Origin of the sequence: Saccharibacillus sp. WB 17 (assembly GCF_008634075.2) — a bacterium.
Classification (GTDB): domain Bacteria; phylum Bacillota; class Bacilli; order Paenibacillales; family Paenibacillaceae; genus Saccharibacillus; species Saccharibacillus brassicae.
In genome coordinates, this window is the sequence record NZ_VPFK02000020.1 from 134,324 (window position 1) to 158,449 (window position 24,126).

At 59.6% G+C, this 24,126-nt stretch carries 17 protein-coding genes; 12 read left to right on the plus strand and 5 right to left on the minus strand.

What is annotated here, in order from left to right; genetic code table 11:
* The first annotated feature begins 94 nt into the window (after window positions 1-94).
* Together FTE24_RS10000 and FTE24_RS10005 are read left to right on the plus strand one after the other, a co-directional pair.
* The gene (locus tag FTE24_RS10000) at window positions 95-1,255 is read left to right on the plus strand and encodes a hypothetical protein (protein ID WP_150233178.1); all 1,161 of its coding nucleotides are present in this window, start codon (window positions 95-97) and stop codon (window positions 1,253-1,255) included.
* Window positions 1,252-2,349: a M23 family metallopeptidase gene (locus FTE24_RS10005; RefSeq protein WP_150233180.1), complete on the plus strand. Its 1,098-nt coding sequence runs from the start codon at window positions 1,252-1,254 to the stop codon at window positions 2,347-2,349. The genes FTE24_RS10000 and FTE24_RS10005 overlap by 4 nt, the downstream gene beginning before the upstream one ends.
* 131 nt (window positions 2,350-2,480) lie before the next feature.
* Here FTE24_RS10005 and FTE24_RS10010 read toward each other — a convergent pair whose 3' ends face one another.
* From FTE24_RS10010 to FTE24_RS10030, 5 genes are all read right to left on the minus strand, one after another.
* Window positions 2,481-3,992 (minus strand): methyl-accepting chemotaxis protein, encoded by a 1,512-nt coding sequence (locus FTE24_RS10010; RefSeq protein ID WP_150233182.1) that lies wholly within the window; start codon window positions 3,990-3,992, stop codon window positions 2,481-2,483.
* A gap of 109 nt (window positions 3,993-4,101) precedes the next feature.
* Entirely contained in the window at window positions 4,102-5,091 is a 990-nt protein-coding gene (locus FTE24_RS10015; RefSeq protein ID WP_150233184.1) for a Gfo/Idh/MocA family protein, read from the minus strand.
* Between the two features lie 149 nt (window positions 5,092-5,240).
* Window positions 5,241-6,545 carry a YsnF/AvaK domain-containing protein gene (locus FTE24_RS10020; RefSeq protein WP_150233186.1) on the minus strand — a complete coding sequence of 435 codons (1,305 nt, stop codon included), beginning with the start codon at window positions 6,543-6,545 and terminating at the stop codon, window positions 5,241-5,243.
* Window positions 6,546-6,783: 238 nt separating this feature from the next.
* Window positions 6,784-7,938: a YsnF/AvaK domain-containing protein gene (locus FTE24_RS10025; protein ID WP_150233187.1), complete on the minus strand. Its 1,155-nt coding sequence runs from the start codon at window positions 7,936-7,938 to the stop codon at window positions 6,784-6,786.
* 223 nt (window positions 7,939-8,161) lie between these two features.
* On the minus strand, window positions 8,162-9,256 hold the full coding sequence (locus FTE24_RS10030) for an AI-2E family transporter (protein WP_150233188.1): 1,095 nt from the start codon (window positions 9,254-9,256) through the stop codon (window positions 8,162-8,164).
* A 364-nt stretch (window positions 9,257-9,620) separates the two neighbouring features.
* On the opposite strand from FTE24_RS10030, the gene FTE24_RS10035 reads away from it, so the two are divergent.
* The 10 genes from FTE24_RS10035 (at window position 9,621) to FTE24_RS10080 (ending at window position 23,654) form a co-directional block, all read left to right on the plus strand.
* Window positions 9,621-10,457: an amino acid ABC transporter substrate-binding protein gene (locus tag FTE24_RS10035; RefSeq protein WP_150233189.1), complete on the plus strand. Its 837-nt coding sequence runs from the start codon at window positions 9,621-9,623 to the stop codon at window positions 10,455-10,457.
* A 250-nt stretch (window positions 10,458-10,707) separates the two neighbouring features.
* Entirely contained in the window at window positions 10,708-11,376 is a 669-nt protein-coding gene (locus tag FTE24_RS10040; RefSeq protein WP_150233190.1) for an amino acid ABC transporter permease, read from the plus strand.
* Between the two features lie 24 nt (window positions 11,377-11,400).
* Window positions 11,401-12,153 carry an amino acid ABC transporter ATP-binding protein gene (locus FTE24_RS10045; protein ID WP_141446673.1) on the plus strand — a complete coding sequence of 251 codons (753 nt, stop codon included), beginning with the start codon at window positions 11,401-11,403 and terminating at the stop codon, window positions 12,151-12,153.
* A 219-nt stretch (window positions 12,154-12,372) separates the two neighbouring features.
* Window positions 12,373-14,106 (plus strand): methyl-accepting chemotaxis protein, encoded by a 1,734-nt coding sequence (locus FTE24_RS10050; RefSeq protein WP_150233191.1) that lies wholly within the window; start codon window positions 12,373-12,375, stop codon window positions 14,104-14,106.
* 185 nt (window positions 14,107-14,291) lie between these two features.
* Window positions 14,292-16,025 carry a methyl-accepting chemotaxis protein gene (locus FTE24_RS10055; RefSeq protein ID WP_150233192.1) on the plus strand — a complete coding sequence of 578 codons (1,734 nt, stop codon included), beginning with the start codon at window positions 14,292-14,294 and terminating at the stop codon, window positions 16,023-16,025.
* A 234-nt stretch (window positions 16,026-16,259) separates the two neighbouring features.
* Entirely contained in the window at window positions 16,260-18,035 is a 1,776-nt protein-coding gene (locus tag FTE24_RS10060; RefSeq protein ID WP_150233193.1) for a sensor histidine kinase, read from the plus strand.
* Between the two features lie 22 nt (window positions 18,036-18,057).
* Window positions 18,058-19,725 carry a response regulator transcription factor gene (locus tag FTE24_RS10065; protein ID WP_150233194.1) on the plus strand — a complete coding sequence of 556 codons (1,668 nt, stop codon included), beginning with the start codon at window positions 18,058-18,060 and terminating at the stop codon, window positions 19,723-19,725.
* A 257-nt stretch (window positions 19,726-19,982) separates the two neighbouring features.
* Window positions 19,983-21,671, plus strand: coding sequence for an extracellular solute-binding protein (locus FTE24_RS10070; RefSeq protein ID WP_150233195.1), 1,689 nt, complete (start codon window positions 19,983-19,985; stop codon window positions 21,669-21,671).
* Window positions 21,672-21,833: 162 nt separating this feature from the next.
* Entirely contained in the window at window positions 21,834-22,724 is an 891-nt protein-coding gene (locus FTE24_RS10075; protein WP_150233196.1) for an ABC transporter permease, read from the plus strand.
* Between the two features lie 51 nt (window positions 22,725-22,775).
* The gene (locus FTE24_RS10080) at window positions 22,776-23,654 is read left to right on the plus strand and encodes a carbohydrate ABC transporter permease (RefSeq protein WP_141446663.1); all 879 of its coding nucleotides are present in this window, start codon (window positions 22,776-22,778) and stop codon (window positions 23,652-23,654) included.
* The last annotated feature ends 472 nt before the right edge of the window (window positions 23,655-24,126 follow it).

The following is a 24,126-nucleotide window of genomic DNA, read 5'->3' on the forward strand; positions in this document are numbered from 1 at the left end:
CAATTTGTCCGTTTTATTGCATGTATGCGAGTTATCGCGTACATTAGGGCGCATCAAGAGAACTTTCGTACCGGAAAGGGAGGATGAGCCGAATATGCGAAAAATGTTCAAAATCGCCGCCGCGGCCGCGCTGCTGCTCGCCGTGGCTTCGGGCGCCGCGCTCGCGGATACCGATGCCTGGACGCGGGCGGGCCAAGAGCCGGGGCTGACCGCCCAGCAAGGCGGCATGCTGCTCAAGCTGCCCGGACGGGCGGAGAAGCAGCGTGCCACGGCTTCGATCGATCCGGCGACCGGCCGCACCGGAAGTCTGGCCGGCACGCGGGCCGCGCAGGGGCAGACCGGCACGTTCACGGCCGGACTTCGGGCGGACGGCCTGAACGAGACGCTCACTTTCCGCTATGTCGAATTCGACGGCCGACGGGTTCCGCTGCCTTCGCCGGATCTCGGCTACGAGCTGCATACTCTTCTGGACGGGCAGGCGCTGATCGAATACGCGATGTCCCTCTATAAGCTCGATCCACAGCGGAAGACGCTGTCCCCGTTTCTGCTTGGAGAAACGGGCGGCTACCGCAAGACCGTCCGCAGCGGCACAGCCGGCGGAGCGCCCAAAATGGTCGTTTGGGGCCAGCGTGCTTCGATCAGCCCCGACGGGAGCAAGCTGCTGTACTGGACGACGCGCAGCCTTCCGTCGACCGGCAGCGAAGACGGGGAGAACTGGATCAAGGACCTGCGCACGGGAGCGGAGAAAAAGATCTACGGAGCCGGCTACACGCTGCTCGGCTGGGATACCGACAATCGCTTCTATCTCGATCTGGGCGACGGCGGCATCGTACGCGTGGACAGCTCGACCGGAGCGTCAACCAAGCTCGTCTCCGGCTATTCTGTCTCGGCCGTCTCCGGCACGCATCTGCTGTCGCAGACGAAGGACGGTTCGCTGAGCGTGCGCGACCTGTCCACCGGCAAGGTCCGCACGTTCAAAGGCGGCGGACTGGGGCATGTCCGTGCCGCGGCCGCGTCCGCGGACGGCGGAACGTTCGCGGTGCTGAACGCGCCCGACCGTTCGAGCCGCGTATCGACGCTGATGCTGATCGAAGCGCGCACGCTCAAGAGCCGCACGATCGCGGAGCCCGCGGGCGCTTCGATCCTCGGCCTGTCGTGGCAGGACGCCGAGCGCCTGCTCGTTCGGACGCGCAGCCGGGCGACCGGGACGGAATCGACGTATACGCTCGATATTGGCGAGGAGGCGGGGACATGAAGCGTCAGCGAAGCGTGAACGGAGACGTGCGGGAGCGTACAGACATGCGCCGCCATCGGCCGCTGCGCCGGATCGGCGCGGTCGTCTGCGCGCTGCTTGCGCTCGGCGCGGTATCGACGGCTTCGGCGGCCGATTACGGCGCGCGTTTTGTTCAGCAGTACGGCGTCCGCACGTCGATCGCGCCGGCTCTTACGCCGGCCCGCAGCGATGCGGACGGCTTGCTCGAACGCTATTCGCCGGTTGAAAGCAAGACGAATCAGCCGCGCAGCGTAGTCAGCGGAACCAATCCGCATAACGGCGCGGATCTGGCCATGGCCGCAGGCGAACGCGTCTACGCGATCCTGCCCGGCAGGGTGACCGAGATCAAGTCCGACACGTCGGCCCAGCTCGGCAGCGTGATCGTCGATCACGACACCGACGGGGACGGCATGCCCGACGGCGACTACGTCCAATATGTGCATATGGATCCGGCGGGTTCCGGCGGTTCGGGCCTGCGCGTCGGCGATTACGTGACCGAGACGACCGTGCTCGGCACGGTCGACCGGGCCAAGCGCTACAACCCGCATCTGCATATCCAGCACGTCAGCCGCGGCCGCAGCAGCGATCATGGCAGCCGGACGATGCCGATGTATCCGTTCTACCGCCACGCTTCGCTTGCGACGTGGAACGGCGGTTCGGATCTCGATTATGTGTCCGCCGATTGGCAGGACGGCAGCCTGCTGTACCTGACCGCGTATGCGGGCACCGACAATCCGCGCACGAATCGATATGACCGCAGCGCGCCGGCCGAGATCCGGCTGCATTACAAGATCGGTTCGGGCGGCAGATGGAAAATGTCGCCGGTCCGCTTCAGCCTGTACGACGCCCAAACGTTCCGGTATCGGATCGATCTGCGGCAGGCGACCGGAGCCCGGACCGGGCAGCAGGTTCACGTCTACGCGGTAGCGGTCCGGGCGACCGATCCGACGTTTCCGGGGTCGGCCGCTTACCGGCACGGCTTGTGGCCGCAGTTCTACAAGCAGCCGGACCGGGTGCTGTACGCGTCGTCCCAAGCGAGAGCGGACGCGGCTTCGAGAGTATTCACGATTCGGTAAACCGGGTATATCGGGTGAGCGTTGAGATAGAGGCATACGGCAAAAAAAGGGCAAATCCTGCGCGAGCGCTCGCGCGGGATTTGCCTTTTTATACGGGATAAACGATCGGCCGAACCCGCCGCATCCGGTCTTTATCCGCTCGTGCCGGACGGGACGGACAGCGAACTTTGAGCGTCTTCCCGCTCCGGGGCAGCGGTCAGGTCCTGCAGATCGCCGATCAGCTTCTCCAGCTGGCCGAAGCTGCCCGCCATCTGGTTGGTGATGTACTTCTGTTCGCTCATGCCGGCCAAAATCTCTTCCATGGCGGAGCTGGTCTGCTTCGTGATCGTGGAGATGGCGGCGGTCTGATCGGTGACTTCGGAAGACGAAGCTTTCATCTTCTCGGAGCGCAGTTCGACTTCGCCGGCCTGATCGAGCAGTTTGTGCGTATTCACGTTGATCTCGGTCAGCACGTCTTCGGAGCGCCGGGCGGCGGCCAGACTGCTCTCCGCCGCTTCGCGGCCGCGGTTCACCTGGCTCATGAGCCGCTCCGTGCCGCTCTGCAGCTCGCCGAGAATTCCGCCGATCTGTTCGGCGGACTCGCGCGAATGCTCGGCCAGCTTGCGCACTTCGTCCGACACGACGGCGAATCCGCGTCCGGCGTCTCCGGCCCGGGCCGCTTCGATCGCGGCGTTCAGCGCCAGCAGGTTGGTCTGGCTGGCGATCTCGGAGATCGTCGTCAGAATCTGGGCGATCTGGCGGTTCTGTTCGCGGAACAGCTCCATGTCGTGCGCCGTATCGCTCATGACCGAGTAGACCTGGTCGATCTGTTCGCGCAGGTCGCCCATGCGGCTGGCGCCTTCCTGCGTGACGCTCGCCGTATGGGCGGACAGGTCGCGCATGATCGACGAGTTCTGCACGACGCCTTCGATCTCCACGTCGCTGGCCGACATTTTGTCCGAGATGCCCGATACGCTGCCGGCCTGACTCTCCGCGCCTTCCGCCACCTGGGCAAAAGCGTTCGTGATCTCGCCGGTAATCAGTTCGTTCAGCGTAATGTTTTCTTTGGACTTGTGGGCGAACTTCCCGAGTTGATCGACCGCCGACTTGATTTGGGCAAATACCCGCTCAAGCTGCTCGGCGTCGGCTTCCGCGCGTTGACGCTGCCGGACGGAATCGGCGAACAATTTTTCGCTCAGAAGACCGATCGCGACCGCGATCGCCGCGATGACGACGAACAAGCCCACCGTGAAGATGAGCGATACCATCCGGCCTTCGGGCACGAACACGTCCGCACCGCGCAGCCACGACACGAAAATCGCGATTGCCGTCAGGCAAGAGTAGAGCAGCACGTAGCGCGCCCGCGGATAGAGCAGCAGCAGTACGACCGGCAGCAGCGCCGCCAGCACGTTGATCGTATCGGTCAGCACGAGGGCGTAGCAGGCGAAGAAAAACAAGGCGGCCGCATACGGCAGAGCCGGTTGTGCTTTTCCCGTCCACGTCAGCCATGTAAATGCCGCCGCAAAAACGCCCATGGCGCCGGCCGCAAGCTGCGTCGGAAGCGACAGGTTCAAGCTGGCGAGGCCGAGAAGCAGAAAGACGGCCCACAAGATCCACATGACGATTTTGTTTCTCTGATGCATGACTTGATCGAGATTGCTCAAATGCTCACTTCCCCATCTATGGAATTGGTTGTACGCGATGACAGACTTGGGTTTATTATCGGCAAAAAGCCCCTAACGGTGTAGGGGCTCCTGCGAAAAAACGTATTCCTCAGACCTCGTCGGGGTAGCGGAGTCCCCAACTGCTGCGCGCCTGATCCATCATCGCCATCACGCCGATCGACCAGCCGAGCGTGGAAGGCGTCTCGTCGCCCTGAACCCAGGCGTTGAAATCGCGCACTTCGTACGACAGCGCTTCGGCGCGTTCGCCGGCCGGAATCGTCTCCGTCGTCCCGTCTTCGTACGAGATGAGGGCGCGCACGGCGCGGGTGAAGTCTTTGATCAAGATCGTGCCGCGTTCGCAGACGATAAAGGCGACATGCCCGGTATCGGCCAAAAAGCTGATCGAGACCGACGCCGATTCGCCGAGTCCGCCGTGCAGACGGATGAACGCTTCTTCGTCGACGCCGGTATCCGCTTTGCGTACGTCCGTAAGGAAACGGTCGGGACCGCCCGGCATGAACATCTTGACAAGCGACAGCGCGTACGTGCCCATATCAAGCAGCACGCCGCCGGCCAGATCCGGATTGAAGAAGCGGTTGTCCGGATGGTATTCTTTGGCGTCGCCCATTTCCACGTGAATGCTTTTGATCGCGCCGAGTTTGCCGCCTGCAAGCAGGTCAAGCAGTTCCCGGTACAGCGGCATATGGTAGACGGTCATCGCTTCGGCCAGCACGAGACCTCGCGATTGGGCGGCTTCGACCGCTTCCGCAAGCTGGGCGCCGTTCAGCGTGATCGCTTTTTCGCACAAGACGTGCTTGCCTTTTTCAAGCGCGCGCAGGATGAATTCGTGGTGCGTATTGTGCGGCGTGGCGATATAGACAACGTCGACGGCCGGGTCGTCCAGCAGTTCGTCCAGGCTTCCGTAACTTTTGGCAATATCGTGTTCGCGGGCGAACGCTTGGGCTTTGTCCAGGCTGCGGGCGCCGACCGCCTCGATACTTCCGCACACCGCGCGGATCGCGGAAGCGAAATCGCCGGCAATCTGTCCGGGTCCGAAGATCGCCCACCGGATCTCGGAGCGGGTATTAGGTTCTGTCATGTCGTCAACCTCTTTCGATAGGGAATAGGAATACGGCAGCAGCGCCGAAGAACGGCGCGACAAAGCGGAACGTCCGCATACACGGAACGTTCCGCGGAAAAAGCCGGCCGGAGCCGGCAGATAGAGGACTGCAAATTGCAGCAAGGGCGTTAACGTCTTGGACGTTCGCTGCGCGGCGGCAGGGAGGCCGCATCGGTCGCCGGCGGGGAAGAAGGCAAGCCCGCAGACGGCCGCCGTTCGGCCGCTTCGCCGGCCGAAGCTTCGTCGACCGCCGCGTGCCCGGTCTGTTCGACCCGCGCTTCTTCATGCCGCAGCGTCTCTTCGATATGCCGCGTTTCTTCGACTTCCCGCTTGTAGACGTCGACTTCGCCGGTCACGACGCTGCGCTTGTTCACTTCGATGCGTTCTTCGCTGACCGGGATCCGGATCGTCTCGTTCTGGCCGATCTGTTCGTCCGTCGCTTCGCCGTTGACCGCGCGCCGCTCGATCACGACTTCTTCGTGGCTGACCGGCACCCGGATCACTTTTTCCTCGTGAACGATTTCTTTGCGGACTTCGACTTCCCCGGTGCGAACCTGCTTTTTGTCGATATCGAGCTGTTCGGCCCGCAGCTGGATCGCGTCGCGGTCTGTGTCGCGGTCTGTACCGTGGTCGGCGTGCATCTCCAGTTCGCGCTGCAGGGAGGCTTCCGTATCGCGGCCGGTATCGGCCGGATAAGCGGAATCCCGCTCCTGCTGCCCGATTCCGTCGATTACGCCGAGCGGCGCTTTATCTCGAACATCGGCTGTACCGCGAACATCGACTGTGTCACGAACATCGGCTGTGTCGCGAACATCGGCTGTGTCGCGAACATCGGCTGTACCGCGAACGTCAGCCGTCTCATGAACATCGGCCGCTTCGCGCTCCGAAGCGTGCGGCGCGGCGACGGTCAGATTGTCGTTGTCGCTGTCCGCGCCCAGACGGGTATGGTTCAGCGCGTAATGCCGGCGGAAGATGTCTTCGACTTCTTCTTTGCGGTCGCTTGTCGTATCGACAAGCACCAGCATGCGCCCGCCGCCGATCTGCTGATCGTACGCTTTCGCGTCTTCTTCGGGAATGCCGAGGCCGATCAGGCCGCCGACGAGCCCGCCGCTGGTCGCGCCAACAGCGATGCCGGCCAGCGCCGTCGCGATCGGGCCCGCCGCGAGCAGCGGCCCGATGCCGGGAATGGCCAGCGCGCCGAGTCCGGCCAGCAGTCCGCCTACGCCGCCCAGGATACCTCCGGCCGTCGCGCCTCCAGCGGCGCCTTCGGGTGCTTTGGTGCCGGTCTGTTCGCCGATCGCGGCCGCATCCTGATGGTCTTTGGAAATGACGGAAATATCGTCGGCGTCATAGCCGTACCGCTTCAGCTCCTCGATCGCTTCGGAAGCTTCACGCTGCGTCAGAAAGATGCCCGCTACTTTTTGAGTCTCCATACTTGTCATCCTCCTTGGTGGAACTTGAATAGGCAAATCTCGGACATGTAAAAAAAGAACAATCACCCCGAATACGCGAACAAGCCCGAGCTGTAGTCCAGCCGGGCTTATTCGCGTTCGGAAACGGCGCCGCTTCCTGTCATGGAAGCCTGATGAGGGAGCGGGGGAAGCGGCGCTAGCTTCGGAATCGTTTAACGGGATCTTTTAAGAGGTTCCGGTGTGCAGTCGCACAACCTCGTTACGGACGACGCGTCGTCGCGTTTTCTCTCAGCTTGTCCGCGTCCGCGCCGTCGCGCACTTCCACGCGGCCGTCTTTGTCGACGCGCGCTTCTTCGCGGCGCAGCGTATCGCGAACCTGCTCCGTTTCATGCACTTCGCGTTTGTGAACTTCGACTTCGCCGGTGACGACGTTGCGTTTGTTCACTTCGACCTGCTCTTCGGTGAGCGGCACGCGAATCGTCTCGTCCATGCCGACCGGCTCGTCGGTCGGTACGTTGTTCACCGAACGGCGTTCGATCACGACTTCTTCGTGGCTGACCGGAACGTCGATCGATTTCTGCTCTTCGACGATTTCTTTGTGCACGCCGACTTCGCCGCTGCGCACCGTGTTCTTCGTCACGTCGAGCTGTTCTTCGCGCAGTTGCAGCTTGCGCGCTTCGTCATGATGTTCCGTATCGAGTCCGGCCCGATGTTGATCCAGATCGAGATCGGCAGGGCTTGCAAGTCCGCGGTCGCCGACCGGCGTTCCGTCCATGCGGTTCGCGTCGAGGTTCGTCGCGCCCATCGCCGGCGTATCGCGGTACAGCGTATCTTCCGCCATCGTATCGCGCGCTGCCGCCGGATCGGACGTCGTGTCGTTCAGCATCGTTCCCCCGGCAAGTCCGCCTTTCATGTCCATTTCGTGCCGTCGATTCGTGGAATTGTTGTCCCGGAAAATGCGGGAAATTTCGCCGCGCTTCGCGTCTTCCGAATCGACGATGACGAGGATGCCGCCGCTATCGACCGCGTCATCGTATTCCTTCGCTTCGTTCTCGGGAATGCCGAGGCCGATCAGTCCGCCGACGAGTCCGCCGCCTGCCGCGCCGACCGCCGCTCCGGCCAGTGTTGCCGCGAGCGGGCCTGCCGCCAGCAGCGGGCCGATGCCCGGAATGGCCAGCGCGCCGAGTCCGGCCAGCAGACCGCCGATGCCGCCGAGCACGCCGCCGGTAGCCGCGCCGCCTGCTGCGCCTTCCGGAGCCATGGTGCCCGTCTCGTCTTCAAGCTTGCGCATATCTTTCTTGTCCCGGGTAATGACCGAGATATCGTTCGTGCTGTAACCCGATTTCTTCAGGTCCTCGATTGCATGGGAAGCGTCTCTTTCCGAATTGAACACGCCTACGATTTTGTTGTTCATGGTGGTACCTCCTCGTGGTTGTCGAAATGTAGAATTTCGTTGTGTTTGTCATTCGTCGATGGGGCTGTTCCAAGGCTTCGATGTTCCTGCCATGCTTCATATTTACACACGCCAAGAGATTCTAAACCGCCTTGCAAGGGGTTTTTTCTAAAAGTCAATCTTTTTCTCGAAATCGTTTCAAAAGCAAAAAAGCCGTTCTCCCTTTTGAGGAGAACGGCCGACTTCAGTTCAGCGTATGCTTGATCTTGCTTTTGATGTACATCTGGTAAATGTGACGGATCGCGATCTTGACGACCATGTAGATCGGGATGCAGATCAGCATGCCGAGGATGCCCATCACGTCGCCGCCGACGAGCAGCAGCACGATGACGGTCAGCGGGTGCATGTCGAGCTGCTTGCCGAAGACGAGCGGTTCGAGCAGGTTGTTCTGGACCAACTGCGCCACGACAACGATCACGATCGACCAGAGCGCCATGCTCGGCGATTCGATCAGGCCGACGATGCCGACCGGAACGCCGGCGAGGAAGGCGCCGATGAACGGAATGAAGTTCAGGAAGAACGAGATCAGAACGAGCAGCAGCGAGTACGGCAGTCCGATAATGAGGAAGCCGATATAGAGCAGCACGCACAGCATCAGGTTGACGATAACCCGCCCGGCGATGAAGCCGTTCAGCGCGTCGTCCATTTCGCCGAGCATTGCCTTGCCGTCTTCCTTGTTGTTCGCCGGGAACAGCTTCATCAGGTACGGAGGAAGCCGGTGATCGTCGCGGAGCAGGAAGTAGAGCAGGATCGGGAACGTCGCGATGACGAGCACGAAGCTCGACAGGAACGAGAACATGCCGGTGATGTTATCCGACAGCCAGGTCAGCGACGTGTCGAGTACGCCCGACAAGCGATCGAGCAGTTCCTGGTTCTGGCCGGCATCGCTCGGAAGGAAGCGGCTGAACGTCGGGTTGTTTTGCAGCTGCTGAAGCTGGTATACCGCATCCTGCGCAAGCTGCGGCGCGTTGGTCACGAAGCTCTCCACCTGATCGCGCAGGGTAGGCCATACCCAGAACGAAGCACCGACGATCAGCAGGATAAAGACTACGAAGATCAGCATGACCGACCAGGAGCGCTTCAATTTTTTGCGTTCGAGGAACCGGACGAGCGGACGCAGCGGATAATAGAAAAAGGCTGCGATCAGCAGGGGAACGACGAGCGAACTCACCAGCGATACGACCGGCGTGAAGATGAATTTGACCATCGTTCCCAGGAGAATGATGAGCAGGACCAGGGCGACGCCCGCTCCCGCGACGAAAAAGCGATTCTTGAACATGAACATCCTCCTAGTGAAAGTATGCTTCCGGCAAGAGAAGCTTGCGGCAAATGCCGCTCCGCTGCCCATCCGGAGAGGTGCGGAGACCGGGTCGAGGGTAAGGGGGACTACGGCCCAAGCAAGACAGATCTATGTATATACTTAAACGAAACCGGTTCCCTTCACGCTGTAAAAATAAGAGAGAAATAAGCGCGGTAAGAAGAAGGCGAAAAGGGCGGATTCGGAATGTTGAATCTAAAGCCGATAAAATGAATGGGAATTATACGAAACCCCATTGACTTTCATAAGGTAAGGGTATAAAATTCAATCTTGCACGACCTACTTGTACTGTACATCCATTAGACACAATCGGAGGAATTCACCCATGAAAAAAGCGACTTTGCTCGGCCTTGTTGCCATCCTGATGACCCTGATGCTCGCCGCCTGCGGCAGCAACGGAAGCAGCCCGGCCGCTACGAATAACGCGGGTACGGCGGAAGAGAAGCCGGCCGCGGCAGCCAACGCGCTGGAGAAGATCAAGTCCGACGGCAAGATGGTTATCGGAACCGAAGGCACGTACGCCCCGTTCACTTTCCACGACGCAAGCGGCGCATTGACCGGCTTCGACGTGGAGATCGCCCGCGAAGTGGCCAAGCGTCTCGGCGTGGAAGCCGAATTCGTGGAAGCGCCGTGGGACAGCCTGCTGGCCGGCATCGACGCCGGACGCTTCAACGCCGTATTCAACGAAGTCTCGATCCGCGACGATCGCAAAGAAAAATATGATTTCTCTGATCCGTACATTTCTTCCGGCGCGGTCCTGATCGTGCGCGAAGACAACACGGATATCCAATCGCTGGCCGATCTCAAAGGCAAAAAGTCCGCCCAGTCGCTGACCAGCAACCTCGCTGACATCGCCAAAGAGAACGGCGCCGAGATCGTGCCGATCGAAGGCTTCAACCAGGCGATCGACCTGCTGAACTCCAGCCGCGTCGACGCGACGATCAACGATAATCTGTCGTTCCTCGATCTGAAGAAACAAAAACCGGACATCGCGCTCAAAGTCGTGGCCGAAGCCGACGACGCTTCGCAAAGCGGCGGCGTATTCGCCAAGAACCAGCCGGAGCTGATCGAAGCGGTCAACAAAGCGCTGGCCGACATGCATGAAGACGGCACGTACAAGACGATCTCCGAGAAATATTTCGGCGAAGACGTGTCCAAGTAAGCAAGTAAGAGTGAAGCTTGCCGTCCCTACCTGAATCGGGACAAGGCGCTCGGCGCCGCGGGCTTCGATCCGCATTACTGATACGGAAGAAGCCGTTCGCGGTTTCAACCGCCCGGGGCTACCTTCGGATTCGCGCAGGCGATTCCGGAGGCGGCCCCCTTCCTTTTGTTCGGAGACGCCGATTGCGTGTAATGACGAAGGAGACGTCTTTTCCCAAAACGATTTTGCCTGGAGAGGGGTATAACGGAGCATGGACGAACGTAAAATTCAGATTTTGATCGACTCGCTGTGGCCGATGATCAAAGCCGGCCTGCAGTTTACGATCCCGCTGACGCTGATCGCGTTCGCGCTGGGATTGGTGCTGGCGATCGTCGTCGCTTTGGTGCGGCTGTGGAAGATCCCGGTATTGAGCCAGATTGCCGGCATCTATGTATGGATTATCCGGGGAACGCCGCTGCTCGTGCAGCTGTTCATCATTTTCTACGGACTGCCGAGCATCGGGATCGAACTCGATCCGTTCCCGGCCGCGGTCATCGGCTTCACGCTCAATATGGGCGCCTACAACTCCGAGATCGTGCGCGCCGCGATCCAGTCGATCTCGAACGGACAGTGGGAAGCGGCTTCTTCGCTCGGCATGACGCGCGGACAGGCGCTGCGGCGCATCATCCTGCCGCAGGCCGCCCGCGTGTCGGTGCCGCCGCTGTCGAACTCTTTTGTCAGCCTGGTCAAGGACACGTCGCTTGCTTTTACCATCACCGTGATCGATATGTTCCAGGTAGCCAAACAAATCACGGCCACCACGTATGAGCCGCTGCTTGTATACTCCGAGGTTGCGGTACTGTACCTGATTCTCTGTACGGTTCTTAATGCGCTGCAGAACGTGATGGAGAAGCGGCTGGCCCGTTTCTCGGCCCGCTAATTCGATCGGAGAGGAGACAAATCCATGCTTGAAATTCGCAATTTGCATAAATCGTTCGGAACGCTCGACGTGCTTAAGGGCGTAGACCTGTCGCTGGAAAAAGGCAAGGTGCTCGTCATTATCGGCCCGTCCGGCTCCGGCAAGACGACGCTGCTGCGCTGCCTGAACCTGCTGGAGATGCCGAGCGCCGGTTCGTTGAAGCTGGGCGATTCGGTCCTCGAATTCGGCACCGGGCGCAAACCGGGCAAGGCGGAGATACTCAAGCTGCGCCAAAGCACCGGCATGGTGTTCCAGTCGTACAATCTGTTCCCGCACAAGACGGCGATCGAGAACGTCATGGAAGCGCAGATTATTGTCCAAAAGAAAGACAAGGCGGCAGCGCGCAAACGTTCCGCCGAGCTGCTGGCCAAAGTCGGCCTGAGCGGCAAGGAAGATTCTTATCCGCACCAGCTGTCGGGCGGGCAGCAGCAGCGCGTCGGCATTGCCCGGGCGCTCGCGACCGATCCGCAGGTGATGCTGTTCGACGAACCGACTTCCGCGCTCGATCCCGAACTCGTCGGCGAAGTGCTGAAAGTCATGAAGCAGCTCGCTGCGGAAGGCATGACGATGGTCGTCGTGACGCACGAGATGAAGTTTGCCGCCGAAGCCGCCGACACGGTCGTGCTGATGGACGACGGCATCGTGCTCGAACAGGGACGTCCGGATCAGGTGCTCCGCAACCCGTCCAGCGAGCGCGCCGCGCAGTTCCTGAACGTGCTGATCGAAAAAGAAAGCTGATGCGCCGCTGTGGGTGGTTGGAGACGTCAGGCGATCGTACACAATAAAATCATAAATCATAAATCATAAATTAATAAAAGCCGAAAGATCGAAGCCGATCTTTCGGCTTTTTTTATTATATAAATGCCTATTCACAAATAGGAGTATTTTGTCGAAAAGTAAGAGGTAACGTTTACACAAACTTGTAATAATAAAAGCGCAAAGAACGGGGGAGAGCAGATGAAGCAGTTCAGACTTAATTTTTTTGCGAAAAATATGATCATGATCGCGTGCGGCATTTTGGTAGCCGGAGGGCTGCTGACCGGAATCACGGTTATGCTGCAGAAGAACATGGCGCTCGACAGCCTGCGTAAGCAGTATATCGGGGTCGCCGCCTACGTCAGGGAGCAGGTCGGTACGGATTTGATTGTCGAGATTGCGGCCGATCCGGGCGGTGCCAGCGAGGCATCCAATACACGCATGACGCAGCGGCTCAACGAAGTGTCGGACCTGAATTCGAATGTAGCCCAAGCTTATATATTCAGCGCCAAAATCGAAAACGGAGCCCAGGAGATCGTAGGCGCACCGGCTCCGTTGATTGCGGACGGCATGGTGCCGGGTTCGGTCTACGAAAATCCGGAAGAAATGAACGCTGCCATGCAGTATGTCGTGGATCAAAAGGCACCGTTCAGTACCGACATCTATACGGATGCCTACGGCAGCTGGGTCAGTATGCTTCAACCGGTAGTCGACAGCTCGGGTCAAGTCGTGGCGGTATTGGGACTGGATATCAGCGCGGCCGATATTGCCCAAAACACGTCCAAAATCTTGTGGACTTCGCTGCTGGTCATGATCTTGTGCGCGCTGGTCGTATTGGTGGCCCAGTTCTTCGTCATGAAGCGCCTGATGCAGCCGGTGCGGGAGCTGTTCGGAGCTATTAGCCAGATGAACGGCGGCGATCTGAATGTGCAGCTGCGCACCGATCGCAAAGACGACTTCGGCGATCTGAACCGCAAGTTCTCCGAAATGGCGGGCGAACTCAAGACGATCATCGCCGGCGTGCAGAGCCGCGCGCAGCAGGCGGCGAATTCGTCTTCCGCGCTCAAGAACGAAGTCGAACAGAATATGCGTATCCAGGGCGGCGTGCTGGAAAGCGCGGAACGGATGAGCCTTGGCGCTCGCACTCAGGAAAGTTCGGCGGAAGAAACGGCAAGAGTGATGGAAGAAATGTCGCGCGCCATTCAGGAAATCGCCCAGACCGCTTACCAGGTGTCTGACGCGGCTTCCGGCATGAAAACGGAAGTCGGAACGGGCGGCGAATCGATTGTTCGCGTGGGTGAGCAGATGTCGGCGATCAGCGCTTCCGTCGGCCGCTCCGCGGCCCGGATTCGCCAGCTGCAGGAGCGTTCGCGCGAGATCGAAGGCATCGCCGGACTGATCTCGGGCATCGCTTCGCAGACGAATCTGCTGGCGCTGAACGCCGCGATCGAAGCGGCGAGAGCCGGCGAGCACGGCCGCGGCTTCGCCGTCGTGGCGGAAGAAGTGCGCAAGCTGGCGGACCAATCGGCGACGTCGGCCGGCCAAATCTCCGGCATTCTCGGCCTGATGATCAAGGAGACCGACGAAGCGGTCGTGCTGATGGAAGAAGGGCTGCACGAAGTGCAGACCGGCATCGAGCTGTCGCAGCGCACGGGCGAAGCATTCAGCCGGATCGAAGCGGCGATCGGCGGCGTCTCGACGCAGACGGAAGACATGTCGGCCGTGACGGAGCAAATGTCCGCCAGTTCGGAAGAAGTGTCCGCATCGGTGGCGGAGCTTGCTGGCATTGCCAAAGAATCGGCCGGCAGCTCAATGCAAGTGACGGAAGCTTCGCAGCTGCAGCGCGAATCGCTGGGCAGCGTATCCGCTTCGTCGGAAGAGCTGAACCAGATGGCGCTGGAACTGAACGAACTGATTGCCAAGTTCAAGATTTGATCTTTACTTTCATATGAAGTCCGAACTTTTCAGATTGCAAGTCGAAGGATCGCAGCCAATCCTCCGGCTTTTTTTATTTTTTTATACGATTTGCTTGTTCACTATTCAAAAATCCATTTTTTTGTCGAAAAAACTAACGTGAGCACTTGTATCCGCACAGGAACGGAAAAGACGGGGGAAAACAGATGAAAAAGACATTCAGGCTTACGTTTTTTGCGAAAAACATGCTGATGATTGCGCTGGGAACGTTGTTGGTCGGCGGGATGCTGACAGGAATTACCGTAAAATTGCAGCAAAACATGGCACTCGACAATCTTCGCGACCAGTATGTCGGCGTTGCGAATTACATCAAAGCGCAGCTTGGCACGGAATTGGTCGCCCAGGCGATCGTGAATCCGGGACCGGATAACGCAGCAGGCCAAAAGCTGACTCCGCTGCTCGATCAAGTGTCGGAACTCAATTCCAACATCGCGCAGGTCTACGTCTACGGCGCCGATCTGGAGAACGGATCCGAGAGCATTATCGCTCTGCCGAACAGTCTGATCGACGCGGACATGGTGCAGGGGACGCGGTACGACAACCCGGCCGAATTCCAGGCGGCCATGGAGACCGCCATCAACGACAAAAAGCCGGCCAGCACCGGCATTTTCACGGACATCTATGGCAACTGGGTAACTGTAGTGCAGCCGATCACGGACGATGCCGGCAAAGTTATCGCCGTCATGGGACTGGACATCAATGCAGCGAGCGTTACCGCCAACACAGGTGACATTTTGCGCACGTCGCTGCTGGCGCTGGCGCTCTGCTTCCTCGTCGTCCTCGCAATCCAGTTCTTCGCCATGCGCCGCATGATGAAGCCGATCCGCGAATTGTTCGGAGCGATCGGCCAGATGAACGCCGGCGATCTGAACGTGCAGCTGCATACCGATCGCAAAGACGATTTCGGCGATCTGAACCGCAAGTTCTCCGAAATGGCGGGCGAACTCAAGACGATCATTGCCGGCGTGCAGAGCCGCGCGCAGCAGGCCGCAAAGTCGTCTTCCGCGCTCAAAAGCGAAGTCGAACAAAATATGCGCATTCAGGGCGGCGTGCTGGAGAGTGCGGAACGGATGAGCCTCGGCGCCCGGACGCAGGAAAGCTCGGCCGAAGAAACATCGCGAGTCATGGAAGAAATGTCTCGCGCGATTCAGGAAATCGCCCAGACCGCTTACCAGGTGTCCGACGCGGCTTCCGATATGAAAACGGAAGCCGGAACCGGCGGCGAATCGATCGTTCGCGTCGGCGAGCAGATGTCGGCGATCAGCGCTTCCGTCGGCCGCTCTGCGGCCCGGATTCGCCAGCTGCAGGAGCGTTCGCGCGAGATCGAAGGCATCGCCGGACTGATCTCGGGCATCGCTTCGCAGACGAACCTGCTGGCGCTGAACGCCGCGATCGAAGCGGCGAGAGCCGGCGAGCACGGCCGCGGCTTCGCTGTCGTGGCGGAAGAAGTGCGCAAGCTGGCGGACCAATCGGCGACGTCGGCCGGCCAAATCTCCGGTATCCTCGGCCTGATGATCAAAGAGACCGACGAAGCGGTCGTGCTGATGGAAGAAGGTCTGCACGAAGTGCAGACCGGCATCGAGCTGTCGCAGCGCACGGGCGAAGCGTTCAGCCGGATCGAAGCGGCGATCGGCGGCGTCTCGACGCAGACGGAAGACATGTCGGCCGTGACGGAGCAGATGTCCGCCAGTTCGGAAGAAGTGTCCGCATCGGTCGCGGAACTTGCCGGCATTGCCAAAGAATCGGCCGGCAGCTCGATGGAAGTGACACAGGCTTCGCAGCTGCAGCGCGAATCGCTGGGCAGCGTATCCGCTTCGTCGGAAGAGCTGAACCAGATGGCGCTGGAACTGAACGAACTGATTGCCAAGTTCAAGATTTGATCTGTACCTATAGGTCTGCGCCCTGATTCGTCGGGGCTCGGCCCGTAAATAGAAGCCGCTTACGCAGGGCAGGGGAGCCGTTCAAGCGAACGGCTCCTTTTTTCGCTGCCAAAACAGCCGAAATGTTGCCATAGTGCTCTTGCCGACTTCGGTGTCACCGCTTACAATGAGTTGGCTTGACCATTAACCGCCTGCGCCGCGCGCAGGCCGTTCACCGAGAGGGAGGAGACTCCGATGCCCCGCGCCAATCTTTTTGCGAAAATGATGCTTATTCTGACCTTGATGTGGATTCCGGTCGCGCTGCTCTACGGTTACTCCAACAAGACGACGACAGACGTGCTGAGGCAGGAACTCGGCGAATCGAACCGGAATCAGCTGGCCTTTTTCCAGAGTCAGGTCAATACCAATATCGAGATGCTCGCTTCCTGGCCGAATCTGCTTATTCACGATCCGGACATCGAGAGCTTCCGCAAGCTGTATACGAACGGCGGTTATTTTAATCTGGACGAGATCAATCTGGTCAAGCGGATTCAGAACAAGCTGAGCATCCAGGAAAGTTCGTCGAACTGGAAAAGCCGGCTGCATCTGTATTCGCCTTCCCTGCGCCGCGTAGTGTCCGAGAACGATGCCCGCGCCTACGATCCGACCGCCCTGCAGGCGCAGATCAAGCCGGGCTGGCAGGTGAACCGGGCGACAGACGGCAGCGAAGATATTTTCCGCTTCTCGTGGTTTACGGTCGCCCCTTACGGGATCGACGATCCGGCTCTCGAAGCGGAAACGATCGTGGAACTCGAATTCGACAGCCGCAATATCCAGAATATGCTCGACAAGTTCAAGACCGACGGCCGCCACGATCCTTTTTATTACCGGGGCGATATGGGAACGATCTACAACCGGACGTCGGATCGCGATCTGACCGGCCGGATGATGCAGAAGCTGAACGTATCGCCGCTGCCCGAAAGCGACAATCTCACGGTGCGGATCGACGGCGAGCCGTATATGGTCAGCATCGTGCTGTCCAAGGAGACGGGCTGGTACCTGATCGACTATATGCCGATGGCCGACATGCTGGAGCCGATCCGCAAATCGAATCTGCTGTTCTACTCGTCGATCCTGATGCTGCTCGTGATGGGTTCGGTCGCGGCGTATCTGCTCTACGTGCAGGTGCAGATCCCGATTCGCCAGCTGATCCGGGGCTTCCAGAGCCTGCAGCAGGAAGATTATTCGGTCCGGATCAATCCCAAAGGACGCAACGAGTTCAGCTTCCTGTCGGAGCGCTTCAACCAGATGGTCGACCAGATCCAGAACCTGTTCGAGCACGTCTATCTGGAGCAGCTGCACGTCAAGGAAGCACGGCTCAAGCAGCTGCAATCGCAGATCAATCCGCATTTCTTCTATAACTGCCTGTCGTTCGTGACGAGCATGGCGAAGCTTGGCCGGATGGATGCGGTCGTGGCGATGTCGCACAGCCTGTCGCGGTATTACCGCTATACGACCCGGCAGGAACGGGAATTGGTCCCGCTGCGCGAAGAAGCGGAGTTCGTGCGGCATTATCTGGAGATCCAGAAGATGCGCATGAACCGGCTGGATTACGTCATCGACCTGCCGGAGACGCTGCTCGATCTGTACGTGCCGCCGCTCATGCTCCAGCCGCTCGTCGAAAATGCGGTCATTCACGGTATCGAGCCGCATGCGGAAGCCGGGCTGATCCGGATTACGGGCGAGCTGAACGAAGACGGAGACGTGATTCTGCGCGTCGAAGACAACGGCGGCGGACTTGAAGCCGGCGAACGGGAGCAGTTGGAACGGCGCCTGATCGAACCGATGGGCGAAGAGACGGGCTGCGGCTTATGGAACGTCAATCAGCGGCTGCAGCTGCGCGGCGGCCGGGAAGCCGGCGTCCGGACGGAACGGTCGCCGATCGGAGGGCTGAGCGTCAGTCTGGTCTGGAACGAGCACACGCTCGGCAAAACGGACGAAGCGGACACGCTGCGGCGGCGATCCGGCTAAGCGAAAGAGAGGGGACGACGGAATGATCGAAGTGCTGCTTGTAGACGACGAGACGTATGTGACGGAAAGTCTGGAACTGACGATTCCGTGGGAAGAGATCGGGGTGAGCACGGTACGCCGCGCCGCTTCCGGTGCGGAAGCGTTGGCGATCATGGAAGAGGAAGCGATCGATCTGGTCGTGACGGACATCCGCATGCCGGGCATGGACGGGCTGCAGCTGATCGAGGAGATCGGGCGGCGGTTCGCGGGGGTGCGCTGCATTCTGCTCACGGGCCACAGCGACTTCTCCTATGCCAAAAAAGCGCTGCAGCTGCGGGCGAGCGACTACGTGCTCAAGCCGGTGGACGACGCGGAGTTCGTCGCCGCCGTGTCCGAAGCGATTGATTCGCTGCGGGAAGAATGGGACGAATTCGACAAAGTGCACCGGCTGCTGTACAGCCGCAAATCGGATTACAAAGTGCTGCGCGAGAACCTGCTGCAGGAACTGCTGCTCGGCCGCGAACTGGGCGGCCGGGCGCTCGACGAGCAGCTGCGCGCGTACGAACTGCCGCTGCAAGCCGGAGCGCCGACGCTTATGCTGCTCGCGCGGCTGGAAGGCCGCTTCGCGTCGATGGACGCGGCTTCGCTGGAGCTGATGGACTTTGCGGCCGGCAATATCGCCGGCGAAGTGCTGCGCGGCCAGCCGCTCTGGTACGGCAGCGGCCCGCACGGCTGCCTCGTGCTGCTGCTGCAGCCCAGCGAAGCCGGCGGCGGGCTCGCGCTCGAACAGACGGCCGGCGGCCTCGATCGCCGGCTCGATACGCTGCGGGAACATATCCGCCTGTATCTGAAGGGCGAGATCTCGCTCGCGGTCTCGACCGTGTTCGAACTCGGCGGAGGAGCGCCGACCGCCGCTTATCGGCGGACGCTCGGTTCGCTCTACGCCGCGGGCACGGGCGGGCGCACCGTCTATACCGATGCGCGCGCCGCGGCATCGGGCCAGGCGGTGTCGCATTCCGCCGTATCGCCGGCGGGGGACGGGCGCGGAGCGATCGCCGAGGCGATGTATGCGCCGCCGACGCTGCTGCATCTGCTGGAGTCCCACCAGTGGGACGAAGCCAAAGCGAAGATGGGCGGCGTCTTCGACGCGGCGGAGCAGGCCGGCCTTGCCGGCCCGCCGATGTACGAGATCTATTTGTGGATGACGAATGCGTTCCTGTTCATCTCGCACCGCGAAGGCCAGCCCGTCGGGGAACTCGGCGGCGAAGAAGGCTTCGACCCGGTCCTTGCGCGCGGACTCGTGCAGCATCCGCAGCGGCTGCGCAGCTGGGGTATGCGCCTGCTGGACGGCCTGGCCGAGCAGATGTCGCACGGCGGCGGCGAAGGCCAGGGCCGAAGCAAAGTGGCCGGCCGGATTCGCCATCTGGTCGGCGCCGGTCTCGACGGCGACCTGTCCGTCAAGACGCTTGCCGACCAGGTGTACCTGCATCCGGTGTACCTGTCCAAGATCTACAAAGCCGAGACCGGCGAAGCGCTCGGCGATTACATTATCCGGATGCGGATGGAGCGCGCCGCGCATCTGTTGAAGCATACGTCCAAAAAGATTTACGAGATTACCGGCGAGCTGGGGTATCAGAACCCGCAGTATTTTAGCAAGATGTTCAAGAAGCAGTACGGCATGACCCCGAACGAGTTCAGGGAATTAAGCTGAACAAGCAGAAAAGAAGCGGCCGAGCCGCTTCTTTTTTTGGTTTGCGCATCGTTTGGGCTTGGCGGCGTCCTGTGGAGGTCCGACATCCAAAACGCGCGGCGCGGGGTTCCCGCCCGCCCCCTGCCCGCTTACTCGCCCGCCCGCGAACCCGTCATTCCTTTCCAAAGGTGCAGGAATGTTGCGAACGCGACATAGGCCGCTTTCTTCGTCCGCCCTATAATAAAGAAGCAAGGCAGACGACACGAGGGGGAAACAACATGAAAGCGATATCCGGCAAAAGATGGCTGCCGCTGCTGGCGGCCGGCGCGATGCTGGCCACGACGCTGGCGGGATGCTCCGGCGGAGGCAAAGCGGAAGACAGCGCGGCAGGCGCCGCGCCGAACCTTGAGAACGTATACAAAGAGAAATACGATCCGCCGGTTACGATCACGACCGCCTGGGGCGTCGATCCGGCACTGACTTTCAAAAACGGCGAAACGATCGAAAATAGCGTGGCGACCAAATGGGCCAAAGAGCAGTTCGGCATCGATATCAAATCGCTCTGGTCGGTAACCGATACGAACGGCGCTTTCGGCACGAAGCTGCGCCTGGCGATGTCTTCGGGACAGGACATGCCCGACCTGCTGACGATCGGCACCGCCGACAACCAGATTGCGCAGGACCTGATCGATTCCGGCATGTACGAAGAAGTCGGTCCGCTGTTCGACAAATACGCGTCCGACACGTGGAAAGAAGCGGTCAACCAGGACCCGAACGTCTGGAACGCCTACATGCGCGACGGCAAGAAAATGGGCATTCCGGTACTCGATTACGCCTACAACCACGATTACCTGCTCTGGATTCGCCAGGATTGGCTGGACAAGCTGAACCTCAAAGCTCCGAAAACGATCGACGAAATGGAAAAAGTGATGGACGCGTTCAAAAACCAAAACCCGGACGGACTGTCGCCGGATCAGGTCGTTCCGCTGAGCATCGGCTTCAAGACGTCGATGAACACGTGGATGGGCGATCCGTCCTGGATCTTCGGCGCTTACGGCACGCTGCCTCAGCAGTGGAACGCCGGAGCGGACGGCAAGCTGGTGTACGGTTCGACCGAACCGGGCATGAAGGAAGGCCTGCAGAAGCTTGGCGACTGGCTGGCCAAAGGCTATATCCCGCAGGAAGCGGCGCTGTGGGACGAGAACAAGACGGCGGAACCGGCGGTTGCCGGCACAGCGGGCATCATTCCGGGACCGTACTGGATGAGCGGCTGGCCGCTCAAAGACACGGTCAAAAACGCGCCGGGCGCGGTCTGGGCGCCAATCGAAATTCCGTCCGGTCCGGACGGACAAGCGATGCGCCACGGCACGCAGTTCACGAACGGCGTCACGCTGATCAAAAAAGGCATGGAGCATCCCGAAGCTTTCTTCACGTACCAGAACTACCTGTTCGACAACTACGCGAATCCCGAGCCGGGCAGCCCGTACGATAACGGCTTGTTCGCCGGCTACGATTACCAGCTCGACGCCAACGGCAAGCAGCTGCCGATCGAAGAGATCGACGGCGGTTACGTCAACGTCGTTCGCTACCTGCTCGTTCGCGACGGCGCCCGGATTCCGGACGCGCAGATGAAAGCTCTGCAAAGTCTGGCCGAAGGCAGCGAGCCGAAGACCAAGCTTGAGAAAGACGTGGCCGTCAACTACGGTCCGGAGACGCCGGCAGCGGCGCAGGTGCTGTTGAAGCAGGACGACATTTCGCGCAAAAACCTGTTCACCGGTCCGACGACCGAAACGATGAAAAGCAAAATGGATTATCTCAACAAAATGGAAAACCAAACGTTCAACGAAATCATCTACGGCAAAAAAACGGCCGATGCGTTCGACGAGTTCGTCAGCACGTGGAAAGCGGGCGGCGGCGACCAGATCACGCAGGAAGTCAACGCCTGGTACGACGAAGTCAAACAGTAAACCGCCCGAATCCGGGTCCGGTCCGCAGCCCCCGAACAGGGAAGCGGGCCGGAATCGGCTTCTCGCCGGTGCGCGGCATACGCGGAAATTGAAGGCGGCAGGGGGATAGCCCTGCGGCCTTTGCTTTCCCATGCCCTTTTTCAGTCGAAGGAGGAGAATCGTTTGAAAACATTAAAAAAAACCTGGCCGTTTCACGTCATGCTCCTGCCGGCGATGATCTTCCTTATTATTTTCAGTTACATCCCGATGGGCGGTATCGTCATGGCATTCCAGGATTACAAGCCCTGGCTCGGCATCGGCGGCTCGGACTGGGTCGGACTGGACAACTTCCACTACCTGTTCGAGCGCGAAGACAGCGTGCAGGTGATCTGGAATACACTGTTTATCGCCATCTTGAAATTGGTCTTCAACCTGATCGTTCCGTTCCTGTTCGCGATTTTGTTGAACGAAGTACGCAAAACGGCGCTTCAGCGGGGCATTCAGACACTGGTGTACCTGCCCCACTTTCTGTCGTGGGTTATCCTCGGCGGCATACTGATCGACCTGCTCGCCACCGGCGGCCTGGTCAACCGGGCGCTCGGCTTTTTCGGTCTCGGTCCTTACTTTTTTCTCGGCGACAATGATTGGTTCCGCTTCACGGTCATCGTCTCGGACATCTGGAAAGAGTTCGGCTACAGCACGATCATCTTCCTCGCGGCACTTGCCGGCATCGATCCGTCGCAGTACGAAGCGGCCGAGATCGACGGCGCGACCCGCCTGAAGCAGACGCTGCATATTACGATTCCTTCGCTCATTCCGATCCTGATGGTCGTCGGCACGCTTGCGCTCGGCAACGTGCTGAACGCCGGCTTCGATCAGATCTTCAACCTGTACAACCCGCTCGTGTACGAAAAAGGCGACATCATCGACACGTTCGTCTACCGGACCGCCATCCTCAACGGGGAAATGGGCTTCGGCACCGCGGTCGGATTGTTCAAGTCGATCATCAGCATGGTCCTGATCCTGATCTCGTACCGTCTCGCTTACAAATGGGCCGGGTATCGCATTTTCTAATCCGGACGCCGCGCAGCCGCGCGGCCCGCTTCCGGGGAAAGAGGGAATCCCATGTATCATAAAACGACAGGTTACCGCGTCTTCAGCATTTTCAATACGTGCTTTCTCGTATTTCTCGCCGTCTTGTGCATCATCCCGCTCGTGCACGTACTGGCCGTCTCGTTCAGCACCAAAGCGGCGGCCGACGCCAATCTGGTCGGACTTTGGCCGGTCGGCTTTTCGCTCGAAGCGTACAAAAAAACGGCCGCCAACCCGCTGTTCCTGCATTCGCTCTGGGTGTCGGTCATGCGCACGGTTATCGGCACGGCGATCACGCTGCTTATTACGTTCCTCGCCTCCTACGCCCTGTCCAAAGAAAACAGCGTGTTCCGGGGCCGCAACGTCTACTCGTGGATCTTCGTGTTCAGCATGATCTTCAGCGGCGGCCTGGTTCCTTTTTATATCGTGATCCAAAAACTCGGCCTGATCAACTCGTTCTGGGTGCTCGTCCTGCCGGGTGCGGTGAACACGTTCCTCGTCATCTTGATGCTGAACTTTTTCCGCGGCATTCCAAAAGAACTCGAAGAAGCGGCGCTGATCGACGGAGCCGGCCATTTCCGCACGCTGTTCCGCATTTTCCTGCCGATCTCGCTGCCTTCGATCGCGACCGTCGCGCTGTTCAGCATGGTGTTCCACTGGAACTCGTGGTTCGACGGCCTGCTGTATCTCAACAACGCCAAAGATTTCCCGCTCGCCACGTTCCTGCAGACGGTCATCATCCAGCAGGACATGAGTTCCATGAGCGTGAATCCGAAAGAGATGGAACTGATCTCGCAGACGACCGTCAAAGCGGCGCAGATCTTTATCGGCAGCGCGCCGATCCTGATCGTGTATCCGTTCCTGCAAAAGTATTTCGTCAAAGGCATGACGGTCGGCTCGGTAAAAGGCTGAATCCGGCTTGTGTCTTTTGACGGGTTCGTCAGATTGGGTTGGAAAAGACGGGGCGTATGCGTATGCGATGCATGTGCACGTTGGCGCGCTGCGGGGCGAAGGGTTTTGTCCGCCTCGCTGGTCGTGAAATGTGCACCAAAAGTCAATATTCTCGGACGATGGAGGACTTTTTTCGCCGAATGTTGACTTTAAGTCAGCATTTTCGCTCGATTCCAGCCTTATTGGCAGGCAAACGTACAAAATGTTGCCTTTACGTCAACTTTTCCGCAAAAAGCTCGCTCAAAACTTTGAAGTGTGCACCAAAAGTCAACAATTCTAACCAGGCACCTATTTTTCCCGAAAATCGGTTCGATTCGTTGCTCTCCATATCCAGCAAGAATAGCGTAAGATGGATGAAACAGCCTTTACCTATCTCCATTGCTCTCCGCAGCGAAGCCCAACCGCCGCTACCTCCACCGCCGAGAGCTGAAGC

What these genes read in the sequence shown, in the direction of transcription:
- FTE24_RS10000 (WP_150233178.1), top strand. Translation starts at nt 95, where the DNA reads ATGCGAAAAATGTTCAAAATCGCCGCCGCGGCCGCGCTGCTGCTCGCC.
- FTE24_RS10005 (WP_150233180.1), top strand. Translation starts at nt 1,252, where the DNA reads ATGAAGCGTCAGCGAAGCGTGAACGGAGACGTGCGGGAGCGTACAGAC.
- FTE24_RS10015 (WP_150233184.1), bottom strand. Translation starts at nt 5,091, where the DNA reads ATGACAGAACCTAATACCCGCTCCGAGATCCGGTGGGCGATCTTCGGA.
- FTE24_RS10020 (WP_150233186.1), bottom strand. Translation starts at nt 6,545, where the DNA reads ATGGAGACTCAAAAAGTAGCGGGCATCTTTCTGACGCAGCGTGAAGCT.
- FTE24_RS10025 (WP_150233187.1), bottom strand. Translation starts at nt 7,938, where the DNA reads ATGAACAACAAAATCGTAGGCGTGTTCAATTCGGAAAGAGACGCTTCC.
- FTE24_RS10030 (WP_150233188.1), bottom strand. Translation starts at nt 9,256, where the DNA reads ATGTTCAAGAATCGCTTTTTCGTCGCGGGAGCGGGCGTCGCCCTGGTC.
- FTE24_RS10035 (WP_150233189.1), top strand. Translation starts at nt 9,621, where the DNA reads ATGAAAAAAGCGACTTTGCTCGGCCTTGTTGCCATCCTGATGACCCTG.
- FTE24_RS10040 (WP_150233190.1), top strand. Translation starts at nt 10,708, where the DNA reads ATGGACGAACGTAAAATTCAGATTTTGATCGACTCGCTGTGGCCGATG.
- FTE24_RS10045 (WP_141446673.1), top strand. Translation starts at nt 11,401, where the DNA reads ATGCTTGAAATTCGCAATTTGCATAAATCGTTCGGAACGCTCGACGTG.
- FTE24_RS10050 (WP_150233191.1), top strand. Translation starts at nt 12,373, where the DNA reads ATGAAGCAGTTCAGACTTAATTTTTTTGCGAAAAATATGATCATGATC.
- FTE24_RS10055 (WP_150233192.1), top strand. Translation starts at nt 14,292, where the DNA reads ATGAAAAAGACATTCAGGCTTACGTTTTTTGCGAAAAACATGCTGATG.
- FTE24_RS10060 (WP_150233193.1), top strand. Translation starts at nt 16,260, where the DNA reads ATGCCCCGCGCCAATCTTTTTGCGAAAATGATGCTTATTCTGACCTTG.
- FTE24_RS10065 (WP_150233194.1), top strand. Translation starts at nt 18,058, where the DNA reads ATGATCGAAGTGCTGCTTGTAGACGACGAGACGTATGTGACGGAAAGT.
- FTE24_RS10070 (WP_150233195.1), top strand. Translation starts at nt 19,983, where the DNA reads ATGAAAGCGATATCCGGCAAAAGATGGCTGCCGCTGCTGGCGGCCGGC.
- FTE24_RS10080 (WP_141446663.1), top strand. Translation starts at nt 22,776, where the DNA reads ATGTATCATAAAACGACAGGTTACCGCGTCTTCAGCATTTTCAATACG.